Origin of the sequence: Amazonocrinis nigriterrae CENA67 (genome assembly GCF_016056305.1) — a bacterium.
In the GTDB taxonomy this organism is placed as follows: Bacteria; Cyanobacteriota; Cyanobacteriia; order Cyanobacteriales; family Nostocaceae; genus Amazonocrinis; species Amazonocrinis nigriterrae.
Map to the genome: position 1 here is coordinate 103,231 of NZ_JAECZC010000013.1, position 11,754 is coordinate 114,984.

The window sequence follows — 11,754 nt, forward strand, 5'->3', positions numbered from 1 at the left end:
GTATGAGGCATTGGGCATGGGTTTAGTTATTCTCCCCTCATCCCCCCATCTCCCCATCTCCCTAGTCCCCAGTCCCCAGTCCCTTTATTCATCATCAGCATAGGGTTCTAAATCGTCAGGCTCAATATCGTTTGGTAAATAGATATCTGAGACATCACCGTTGATACCGCCAATACCCAAGCCTTTGGCTACTCCATCGCTACCGACTGTGACTAAATCAATTTGCTGGCGATAGTAATCTACGCTTTTTACTTGTACAGCTACGCGATCGCCTAGTCTATAAGAAGCACGATTTTTGCGGCCAAATAGTGCCTGTTGTCTGGCGCGATATTCATACCAGTCATCTTTGAGGGAACTGACGTGTACCAGTCCTTCTACTCGTAGAGGTATGCTGGGATTGCTGGCTACTTTTGTCTCTGCTGCTGGTACTTCAATTTCCACAAAAAAGCCATAGGATTGTACACCAGTAATTACGCCTTGAAACACCTGACCGATGCGCTGTTTCATCAGCTGGGCTTTTTGCAAGCCTGCTAAATCGGCTTCGGCTTCTTGGACTTCTTTTTCTCGGTCGTTAATTTGGATAATTACCCTTGTTAAATCGCTTTGCAGTTCTTGTTGCAATTCTGGAGGTAAGACGTTCCAGTTGATTTCGATGTGGCTAGAGGAGTGGCGCAGGTTAACTCGTTCTTTAACACGGGTGTTGCGGCGATCGCGTCCGTGTTCTAATAGTTGATAGTACACTCTTTGCATGAGCAAATCTGAATAACGCCGCAATGGGGCAGTACAGTGAGTATATTGCTGTAGTGCTAAACCAAAGTGAGGGCCTTTAGTTGTGCTGTACGCCGCTGGCTTGAGTGTATCCTGCAATAAATATGTCAAAACTTGCTCTGATGGCGATTCGGCAAAAGCTCTGGTTAATTGCTGATAATCAAGTGGTTGGATATCTACTTCTGGTTCTAGTGACAGTTCCACGCCTAAATTGATTGCCAATTTCAGCATTTCTTGCACATCTTCAGGGTCGGGTGTGCCTTGGACTCGCCAAATAGCGGGAACACCTAACGCGTTTAAATGAGTTGCCATTAGTTCATTGACTAATAGTACCAACTCTGTTAAAAGAGAGCGCACAGGCAAGTCATTTACGACTACAGCCCCTAAAATTCCTTCATCATAGTAGGGGTTTTGGCTAGAAGGCAGATTCAATTGCAAGCTACCACGATCTAACCGCAGCTGTTTGACTGCTTTATACAATTTGCCTAACTCTTGTAGCAATTGGACTACTTGTTCAGATTCATGTTCTGATTGACCGTCTAGAATTGCTTCTGCTTGTTCTTTGCTAACTGAGGCTTTAACGTTAATAACGCTGGGTTGGATTTCCCAATCTAATACATCTCCCGATTCTGGATCGATTGTAATCAAGAAAGAGATGGCTAGGCGATCGCTTCCCACTACTAAAGCACAGCGTTCTGCCACGGTGTCGGGCAACATCGGCAGTAATAATTCTCCTAGATATACTGACCTACCCCGCTTGAGTGCTTCTCTATCTAGGGGTTCATCTGGTTGCACGTAGTGAGAAACATCGGCAATGTGAAAACCTAAAACCCAATTGCCGGTGACAGTTTTTTCCAAGCTCAAAGCATTTTCAATTGCCTTGGTATCACCGTTTACCCCTGTGATGGTGAAGGTAAATAATTTCCGTAAATCTAGTTTATTTTTCAGGTCTGCTTTCAGCAATTTTTTGGGCAATTTTGCTGCTGCATCTAGCACTGAAGGGGGGAAATTACGGGCTAAATCGTGTTTGCATGTGACTAAATCAATATCAGCAGCAGCTTCGGCATCGCTACCGAGAATTTGCACTACTCGCCCCAATGGAGGATACTGTGCTAAGGGGTAACGCAAAACTTCTACATGGGCCAGGTGGTCGAGTGCTTCTTCTAATTTCATGCCGTTTGTTTGCAGTTTGAGTTCAAACAGCAATCGATCATCTAAAGGTACTGCCCGAAAACCGTTTTCTACCTGTTTAATTCGTGCTAGTAAAGTGTGATTAGAACGTTCTAAAATCAGCTTGACTTCTCCTTCTGGAGAACGGCGACGACTACCTTCTTTAAGAACTCTTACCAAAACGCGATCGCCATTCCAAGCATTACTCAGATGACTTTCGCGGATATAAATATCCTCAGCACCTTCCACATCTTGAATGGCAAAGCAAAAGCCTTTACTAGAACAACGCAATTTTGCTTCGATCATTCCTTCTTCTGTAACGCGCCGATACTTGCCGCGTTCTTTCACTAAAATGCCAATTTTTTCTAGTACTTCTAAGGCAATGTGAAGTTTTTGTAAACTAAATTCGTCCTCGCAACCAAGTTTTTTTTCTAAAACTTTGCGAGCTACCAATTTATCGTCTGTAAAATTGGCAAGGAGTGTAGCGATTGAAAATTCCATGCAGTGAACCGACCTTTGGTCAAAACATCATTTTTCGTTGAATCTGGTTCTTTCCTGTATACCTCATGGCTTACAGATACTAGCTGGAAACGAATTGCCCTGAGGCAGGGGTTGCTGTTCCAGAGAGGGAAGCCGACCCTGAAACTTCTCACTGCACGACAATTTCAGAGTAGCTTGGGTTCAAGTTTCTTTACTTAACCAAACTTATAAAGTACACCTGAGTTGAATTTTCGCCCACTAAGTAATTACGCGACGGGTTTTTGAGAGGCTGGGTTATTATAAGTCTCCACGCTGCCCAAAAGCGCTATCAGGGGAAACTACAGGTGTTTGGTTGTCTAGTTTAGAGGTACTTTGACGCCATGAGACTCTGATTTTTAACTGGGAGAAACTGCCAATAAACCCAATTTTCCCACATGTAGAATCGGTAACAATTGGTTAAGCAGCTTAACAAGCAGTGAGGGCGAACCTTATCTCCATTATTGTAGATTTAGAGCGCACTTCCAGGAAATAGTTCCGGATATAGAATTGGGTAAATAGTATAGCATTGAAGGGCAGATCACCTAGAGTCTATCAGCAGTAGCCAAGCAGTAGTCAAAAATTAACTCCAAAAATCGCTACTGCTACAATTAGGATACAAGCAAGAGGTACAAGTAGCAGCTTGCAACCTATTGGACGCCCTTAATTTTCACCATTGTTCCTTTTGCTAATTATTGCCCTCAGTGATCATTTCAAATCTAGCAAAACTTTTTGACTAGGGATTTCCAACAAAATAATTATCTATCTTGTGGCATGGGTGTCCTCACCCGTTCCAGTGTTCAGGGCGTCCAGAATGTCCAACGCCCCAAGAAAATTGGGATATTTGTTTATTTGGAAGTCCTTTAACTCGGATGCTAGAAAATATCAACAGGGGGCGATAATTAATCGAAACAAACACATAGCATCAACCCCTTTATTCAACGAGTTAGATTGGTGGCAGTATTATGTTGGCTCAATTCCAGAGCTTGTATCCCAACGGTAATCTGATTTCTGAATTAGTACAAATTTTTCAAGGAAAATTTATTGTTCGGGCAAGCGTACAAATTGAAGGTGTAACCCGCGCTACTGGTATGGCAGCAGCAGAAACCATTGAAGCAGCAGAAGACCAAGCCAGAACTAGGGCACTGATGGTTTTGGGAATAACTAATTCGCCACAGGCGACGGTAGCAATTCCACCAAAAACAACATCTCAAGTGCAGCCAAGTCCTGCCTTGAACACGACAAACACAACAGTTGGATTTCGTGAATCTACTTATCCATCTACAAAAGATGCAGATGTTGGCAGTAGTCACTGGTCTTTGAGCAGTGGTCAAGAAATATCAATACCGTCATTTCAAGAAGATAATTTTAACTCAGATATTGTCACAACTGACACGCGTAGCGCTGCTAAAAGCGAGATTCATAACCAAGATTTAAGCCAAAGTTTGCCTCTGACTAACAACCAGGAGATAGAATTCGATACTCCAGTTAAAAATTTAGAAACCATTTCTGACAACCAGCCAGAAACTCCACTTTTTTCAGGAGGTTTGGCCAGTAATGTCACACCATTTACACCCCGCAATTATAGTTCTCAAGAAAATGTGAGTCCTCACACTGCCACAGGGAAGAAAAAGAAGAAAACTGAACCAGTGAATTTATCTGATGTCATTGCTAAAACCGATGTTCAAATTGAACGCTTAGGCTGGACGAAAGAGCAGGGACGAGAATATCTCAAAAAAACCTATGGTAAGTTGGGGCGGTCTTTACTCAGTGAGGAAGAATTGTTAGATTTCTTAAGATACTTGGAATCTCAGCCAGATCCAGTAGCGGGATTTTGAATTGGGGACTGGGGAACTCGGGGCCCCCACGACCGAAGGGAGTGGGGATTAGGCAATGGGGACTGGGTAATGGGTAATGGGTGATGGGTAGTGGGCCAGATGTGATGACTAATAGTAGAATCCAATTCCCAATTACCAATTACCAATTACCAATTCCCAATTCCCAATCCCTAATCCCCAGTACCTTTTACTACCTAGTCTCTAAACAGAGGAATGCCACCATCATTGATCAGTTAAAAACCCCCACCTAACATACCCAAGGAGGGGGTGTAGTAATTATATTTCGATATTTCGCCGCGACTTATTAACCAAATCTACCGCTGACGTAATCTCTCGTGTCTTGTTGTTTCGGATTGTTAAAAATTACTTCTGTTGAGTCATATTCTACTAAATAGCCGCTACGATTTCCTTTTTCTGTAGTCTGCACATTGAAAAAGGCAGTCATGTCAGAAACGCGTGCGGCTTGTTGCATGTTGTGGGTGACGATGACAATCGTATACTGCTCTTTGAGTTCGTGAATCAGTTCTTCAACTCTGAGGGTAGAAATAGGGTCTAAAGCAGAGCAAGGTTCATCCATCAGTATAATTTCAGGTTGCACTGCGATCGCCCGCGCAATACACAATCTTTGTTGTTGTCCACCAGACAAAGACAAACCACTTTGCTTTAGTTTATCTTTGACTTCATCCCACAAAGCTGCTTGGCGCAAACTCCTCTCTACCAGTTCATCCATGTTACCTTTGTAGCCGTTGATTCTGGCACCAAAAGCTATATTTTCATAGATTGATTTGGGGAAAGGATTAGGTCTTTGAAACACCATACCAATGCGACGACGTACTTCTACGGGGTCGATTTCAGGTGCATACAAGTTTTTCTCGTAATAATAAACTTTACCTTCTGCCCTAAATGACTCAATTAAGTCATTCAAACGATTATAGCATCGCAGTAACGTACTTTTACCACAACCAGAAGGGCCAATAAAGGCTGTAGCTTTGTGCTTCGGGATATCTAGCCAAACATCCCGCACAGCCAAGAAGTTGCCGTAGTAGATATTCAGGTTTTCTGTACGTAAAACAGTGTCTGTGCTATTCGCGGTGCTAGTGTTGGTAGCCATAAATGGTCTAGTGTAAATTTCGGGGATGAAAAATGCGCCCTGGTCAAATTGTTAAGAAGCTTTCTGGCGAGTTGCCCAGCGAGCAATAATACTGGTGATGAGAACCATCAACACCAAAATCAAAGACGCTGCCCAAGCCAGTGATTTCCAATTAGCAAATGGAGAAATCGCAAAGTTATAAACCAAGACAGCAAGAGATGCTGTGGGTTTAAATAAGCCATCAGGCCAGAATGTCGAGAAAAGAGCAGTAAATAGTAAAGGAGCAGTTTCTCCAGCTGCTCGTGCGATCGCTAATGTTGACCCAGTTACAATAGCAGGTAAAGCAGCTGGCAATACCACCTGTGTTACCGTTTGAAAGTTAGTTGCTCCTAAGCCTACAGATGCTTGTCGCAAATCTTGCGATACCAGTTGTAAAGCCTCGTCAGTAGTTTTGACTATAATAGGCAACATCAAAATCGCTAACGCAAAGCCTCCACCCAATGCTGAGTAAGAGCCTAAGTTAAGTTTAACTAAGGTTAGAACTACAACCCCATAAGCAAATACCCCTGCAATAATAGAGGGAACTCCGCTCAGGACATTTGTAGCAAAACGTACTGTTCTCGCTATCTTAGCAGAGCTAAACTCTGTTAAATAAATCGCTGCTATGACACCGAATGGAATACTAATCAGTGAAGCAATTCCCACCATTAGCAATGTTCCTAAGATAGCATTACCAAAACCACCTCCTTTTCTCAGGGGTGCGGGTGGTAGCTGGGTAAACACGTCTAAGCTTAAACTGCTAAAGCCTTGAATCAAAACGTAAGAAAGTACTGCCAGCAAAGGCAAAAGTGCCAATAATCCACAGATGAACGCTACCACGGTCATAACTGTATTAAACAGTGTCCTGGGCGACATGGGAGCGCGATTCAGACTACTTTCGGGAAAATGGGAAGTCATAATTTAACTTATAAGTATGCTACAGTCGCTTGACTCGGAGAACGATCAGCTCTGCCATGATATTGACAACAAGCGTTAACACAAATAAAACTAAAGCAGCATACATTAAAGCCGCAACTTGCAGACCACTAGCTTCTGAGAATTGATTTGCTAGGAGAGAAGAAATCGTATTGGCTGGTGCTAAAACTGACAAACTAATGTTGTTGGAGTTTCCAATCAACATTGTTACAGCCATTGTTTCTCCCATCGCCCGACCAAGGGCCAGCATGACAGCACTAACGATGCCAGAAAAAGCCGCAGGGATGAGAACCTGAAAAATTGTTTCCCAACGAGTTGCTCCTAATCCTACAGCTGCTTGACGTAAACTGGAGGGTACAGAAATCAAGGCATCACGAGATATGGCTGTGATAATTGGCAAAGTCATAATCGCCAAAATGACTCCCGCAGGCAACATTCCCGGGCCTTGGGGAGTTGTACTAAAAATTGGTAACCAGCCAAAATAAGTATTGAGCCATTTCCCCAAATTGGATAATATTGGCACTAAAACGAAAAGTCCCCATACACCATAGACAACGCTGGGAATAGCAGCGAGAAGTTCTACTAAAAATACCAGTACTAGCCGCACCTTGGCAGGAAGAAAATTCTCACTCAATAAAACAGCAGTGCCAACACCGATGGGTATAGCTATCAATAAACCAATGAAAGAACTGACTAAAGTTCCGTAAACTTGAGGTAGCACTCCGTAGTCGTTCTTGACCGGATTCCAAGTGCTATTAGCTAAAAAGCCCAAACCAAATTGTTGAATAGCAGGCCAGGCATCACGAGTCACCTGTAAGGCTATCCATAATAAAGTGGCGGCAACTGCCAATGCAAAAATCCGAGTTAGCCAAATAAAGCTTCGATCTAGCGACTTTTCTACTTCTGAGCGATTTTTAATTGCTGATTGCAAATTCTGAGAATTTGTAGCCATGACTACTGACTTTGATTATTAAATCAGAAAAAAATGTGAGAAGGAACCAGATTCGTGAAGTTGTCGCTGCATCATTTTTTCAATCTGAGACATCAGTACATCAGGATTGATACTTAGATAATGCATAACTCAATCTACTGCTGACTATAGATGTCTCATGATTTGACTCAAAGTTATTGACTCTTCCTTTATACTATTTGCTGGCGCTGTTTCCGCTGCCACTGACAGCAATTTTATACTCTGGGCTAATCTGATCAGCAGCCGCAGCCACTTTTGTAATCACATTTTGGGGTAGAGGAACATACCCTAGTTCTGGAGCAATTTTTTGACCTTCAGTCAAGGCGTACTCAATTATGGCTTCCATAGCCTTAGCTTTTGCGGCATCAGGATATTTTTTATATGCCAAAATCCATGAGTAGCTGACAATGGGATAGGATTCTGCACCTTCAGGATCGGCAATAAAAGCGCGGAGATTGTCTGGAAGCACCACTGCTTCTAATGTTTTAGCGGCTGACTGGTCGTTATCTACAACAAATTTGCCTGCTTTATTTTCCAAAGCAGCAAACTTGATGTTATTTTGTTTAGCGTAACTATACTCAATGTAGCCAATAGAACCTTGGGTTTGTTGAATTTGCGCGGTTACCCCTTCATTGCCTTTACCACCAACTCCCACGGGCCAGTTGACAGTCTTGCCTTCTCCAACTTTGGTCTTCCACTCTGGACTGATAGCACTAAGATGTTTTGTAAACACACCTGTAGTTCCACTACCATCAGAACGATGCACAACTGTAATAGGCTGATTGGGTAACTTGGCGCCTGGGTTAGCAGCAGTAATTTTTGGATCGTTCCAGGTCTTGATTTTGCCCAGTAAAATATCAGTGTAAACTGCCCGTGGTAGCTTCAATTCTGGAACATCTGGCAAGTTGTAAGCTAGGACAATACTACCAGCTGTCACTGGCAACAAAAGTACGCCCTTATCTTGTGGCACCTTCTGAATTTCCTCGTCCTTCATGGCAACATCGCTGGCACCAAAATCTACAGTACCTTTGATAAATTGCTCAACTCCAGCACCGCTTCCAACTGATTGATAGTTAACTTGCAGGTTGGGATATTTTTTGTTCAAATCAGTGAACCAACTTGCATAAAGTGGCGCTGGGAAAGAAGCACCCGCCCCAGTTAATGTTAAATTTCCACCAATATCTAACTTAGCTGGACTTGAAGCTGTAGCATCTTTAGCTGTACCAGAAGCTCCATCTTTAGTACCAGTGTCATTAGTGGCTTGCTGTCCACCACAAGCAGCTAAACTGAGTGTCAGTGCAAACACTGTTAAAGAAGCAGTGAAACGGTGATTTTTGGTTACATTTAAATGTGAAAGCATCGCTGTCAATTTTTACTAAATTTCCAGGGGAGCGCTTTTAAGATACCTCTAAAGAACAGAGATTAAGGTAAACGCAAGGTTAACAAACCGAAAAAATCATATTTTTTTTAGATAAATCTCAAAAATTTTGTTTTTCTTTTTTGGATAAAATTTATACCTAATTGTATAAAAGCAAGTAGTGACTAGTACTTATAATTTATATTTACAAAACTTGACTGCTTGTGTAGCTAGATGACTCTAGTCAACAAGAAGGGTGTGGGGGGTTGGTGTCGGGTGTAGGGAAAATTAGTGTTTGCTCTGTTCCCACCACTCATAAAAGACAGCCCTACTGGTGACGCTCCTGTGTCGCTGCCGAACCCGAAGGGGGAGACCCCAAGATCGCACTGGCTCACCAGATCAAAGATTGTGGCGTTTACTCTGTACCCAGTTGGCTGCGCTGACTTTTCACGGTGTGTGGAAAAAAGTGAGGGTATGGGGAAACCCTTGGAGTGCAGCTGGCTCCCTTACACCCTAGTTTTGACCATAAAAAATATGTATATGGGTAACAAAATATGGTACTCTAGATAGATTATGATTTTGAAATATACAGTGATCGCAATTTCCTCAGCAGCCGAAAAGCCAATAGCTAGAACGACTAGTTGATGAAACTATTAGTAATGATCAATAAAACCATCAAACCAGAGTGGCTCAACTTAACAGGAGCGATCATCTAAAAGACAATTCCAAATAACATACAGAAAGCTTTGCCGCCAACACAGTCAAGAGACTGAGGTTGTTACAAATTTTACTATATGACTTAAACATTAATTTATTTGCCACAAACATAGACTATTCCTAAGTCAAGAGAAAAAGAATTATAAATAAAACTGACGCAAGGGCACACTAAATTACAAGTTGCTGTTGCTTTTCACTTTTGCCTTTTCATCTTTGCCTAATAAATGTTTGCTGCTTCCAATCAATTACTATGGTCTATGATTGGCTTACTCCTAACAATGGGTGGCACATTGCTAGAAGCTCATGGTGTAACTTTGCCTTGGAGTTGGAGTCAGCATGGAATTCAGACTTATTCTTTAGGTGTCAGCTGTCAAGTTGGTGCAGTATTACTGGTGGGTTGTTTAGGAGGCAAAAATGCAGGCGCATTGTCACAAATTGCCTATTTAGTCATGGGGTTGACCTTGTTACCTGTTTTTGAGAATGGTGGGGGTATTGGTTATGTGAAGTTATCTCAATTTGGGTATCTGCTAGGCTTTATACCCGGTGCATGGATTTGTGGCTTAATTGCCTTTAAAGCTAGACCCAGACTGGAAAGTCTTGCCTTTAGTTGTGTTTGTGGTTTAATAACCATCCACTTGTGTGGTATTGCTTATCTGATGATTAGTTATTTATTTCAGTGGAAAGGTACAGAAAATTTACCATTAATCCAAGCGATCGTTACATACTCCTGGTTTTTAGTACCGGGCCAACTGAGTGTAGTCTGTGCCGTTACTGTAATAGCATATGTATTACGTCATTTAATGTTTTACTAGTAAGTTGTCAGTTGTCAGTTGTCAGTTGTCAGTTATCAGTTGTCAGTTGCTATTGACTATTGACCATTGACTATTGACTAATTCACTATGCGCTTAAAAAATCGTCTCTTCTGGATTGCTGCTTTCATTGCTTTTTTCTTAGACCAACTCACAAAATACTGGGTGGTGCAAACCTTTACCAAGGGACAAACACTACCACTTTTGCCAGATATATTCCACATTACCTACGTAACTAACACTGGCGCAGCTTTTAGTCTGTTAAGTGGAAAAGTAGAGTGGTTGCGTTGGCTATCTTTGGGAGTAAGTTTGGTATTAATAGGACTTGCATCGTTTGGCCCAGTCTTAAACCGTTGGGATCAATTAGGCTATGGCTTCATTTTAGGCGGAGCGTTAGGTAATGGCATCGATCGCTTTGTTTTAGGCTATGTTGTTGATTTTCTTGATTTTCGATTGATTAATTTTGCTGTGTTTAATATTGCAGATTCCTTTATCAGTATCGGTATTGTTTGTTTACTAATTGGTTCTTTACAAAAAACCCCAACTACAAATCACAGGTAGCTTTACTCGTTTTACACCTACTCAAATACTCATTTTAGGGAAGTAGAGAGTAGAGAGTAGGTTTATCAAATTAACCTTAAACTTTAAAACCCTTTCTTTGTCTTGCTATATAAGGCAAAGAAAGGGTTTTAGCAATTTATCTGGAAGATACCCAGATGCACCGATTATTATTTATGGCAAATGAGCATCAGAAGATGCCTTAATTAATTGCCTGTAGTGGGAGTTTTTGGCAAACCAGAGTCTGGGACAGTGCTAGGAGAACTTGTACCTGGTTCTTTAGTACTGCCAGGTGTAGGCTCAGGTGATGTTGAGCTTCCTGGTGCTGGGGTTATATTGGTAGGAGTTGTAGGTTCAGTAGAGCTTCCTGGTGCTGGGGTTATATTGCTAGGAGTTGTAGGTTCAGTAGAGCTTCCTGGTGCTGGGGTTATATTGCCAGGAGTTGTAGGTTCAGTAGAGCTTCCTGGTGCTGGGGTTGTGTTAGTAGGACTGCTAGGTTCAGTAGAGCTTCCTGGTGCTGGGGTTGTGTTAGTAGGACTGCCAGGCCCAGGTGTTGTGATATTTTCTGGTGTAGTGCTAGTGTCAGGAGTAGTGCCACTATTAGAAGGCGAGGTTGCTGGTACTGTAGTACTGCCAGGGGTGCTGGGAGTGACTGCTGTACCACCCGGACAACTCGAATTTAGGGGAAAACGCTCACACAGAATTTTAAATGCATCTGGTGACAGATTGTATTTGTTGACTGAATTCCCCGTTGTTGGACTCGTAGATGAGTCACTAGATTGCGCTATCTGGGATTTACTGGACTGAGCAACAGCAACAGTGGTAGTGAGTGCCAAAGTTAGAGCTGTACCAATCAAAGTCAGAGATTTTCCCTTCATTCTGAATTAACCTCAACGGAAACGGAACTCTCCGCTCATTAAACCAGACAATAGTTCTGAGAAAATCTTCCTAAATGAGGATGTTTAGTGTTGCTTCTAAAGGCGCAG

The 11,754-nt window shown here is 42.3% G+C and carries 9 protein-coding genes; 4 read left to right on the forward strand and 5 right to left on the reverse strand.

Going from position 1 to position 11,754, the window contains the following annotated elements; translation table 11 throughout:
• Positions 1-84: 84 nt before the first annotated feature.
• The gene (locus I8748_RS09955) at positions 85-2,439 is read right to left on the reverse strand and encodes a ribonuclease R family protein (protein WP_198124418.1); all 2,355 of its coding nucleotides are present in this window, start codon (positions 2,437-2,439) and stop codon (positions 85-87) included.
• A gap of 980 nt (positions 2,440-3,419) precedes the next feature.
• On the opposite strand from I8748_RS09955, the gene I8748_RS09960 reads away from it, so the two are divergent.
• Complete coding sequence (locus tag I8748_RS09960) at positions 3,420-4,292, forward strand: hypothetical protein (RefSeq protein ID WP_198124419.1); 873 nt, start codon at positions 3,420-3,422, stop codon at positions 4,290-4,292.
• A 304-nt stretch (positions 4,293-4,596) separates the two neighbouring features.
• Here the strand turns inward: I8748_RS09960 and pstB are convergent, their stop codons facing one another.
• The 4 genes from pstB to pstS all read right to left on the reverse strand — a co-directional run bounded on the left by pstB (position 4,597) and on the right by pstS (position 8,687).
• A complete protein-coding gene (gene pstB / locus I8748_RS09965) occupies positions 4,597-5,403 on the reverse strand; it encodes a phosphate ABC transporter ATP-binding protein PstB (protein ID WP_198124420.1) in 807 nt (268 codons plus the stop codon).
• A 51-nt stretch (positions 5,404-5,454) separates the two neighbouring features.
• On the reverse strand, positions 5,455-6,339 hold the full coding sequence (pstA, locus tag I8748_RS09970; protein ID WP_198124421.1) for a phosphate ABC transporter permease PstA: 885 nt from the start codon (positions 6,337-6,339) through the stop codon (positions 5,455-5,457).
• A gap of 19 nt (positions 6,340-6,358) precedes the next feature.
• Entirely contained in the window at positions 6,359-7,309 is a 951-nt protein-coding gene (pstC, locus tag I8748_RS09975) for a phosphate ABC transporter permease subunit PstC (protein ID WP_198124422.1), read from the reverse strand.
• Between the two features lie 193 nt (positions 7,310-7,502).
• Complete coding sequence (pstS, locus tag I8748_RS09980; RefSeq protein ID WP_198124423.1) at positions 7,503-8,687, reverse strand: phosphate ABC transporter substrate-binding protein PstS; 1,185 nt, start codon at positions 8,685-8,687, stop codon at positions 7,503-7,505.
• Positions 8,688-9,625: 938 nt separating this feature from the next.
• Here pstS and I8748_RS09985 point away from each other — a divergent pair.
• The 3 genes from I8748_RS09985 to I8748_RS36440 all read left to right on the forward strand — a co-directional run bounded on the left by I8748_RS09985 (position 9,626) and on the right by I8748_RS36440 (position 11,575).
• Complete coding sequence (locus tag I8748_RS09985; protein ID WP_198124424.1) at positions 9,626-10,213, forward strand: biotin transporter BioY; 588 nt, start codon at positions 9,626-9,628, stop codon at positions 10,211-10,213.
• A gap of 87 nt (positions 10,214-10,300) precedes the next feature.
• Positions 10,301-10,771: a signal peptidase II gene (gene lspA / locus I8748_RS09990; protein ID WP_198124425.1), complete on the forward strand. Its 471-nt coding sequence runs from the start codon at positions 10,301-10,303 to the stop codon at positions 10,769-10,771.
• A gap of 216 nt (positions 10,772-10,987) precedes the next feature.
• Complete coding sequence (locus I8748_RS36440) at positions 10,988-11,575, forward strand: hypothetical protein (protein ID WP_449658021.1); 588 nt, start codon at positions 10,988-10,990, stop codon at positions 11,573-11,575.
• Positions 11,576-11,754: the final 179 nt, after the last annotated feature.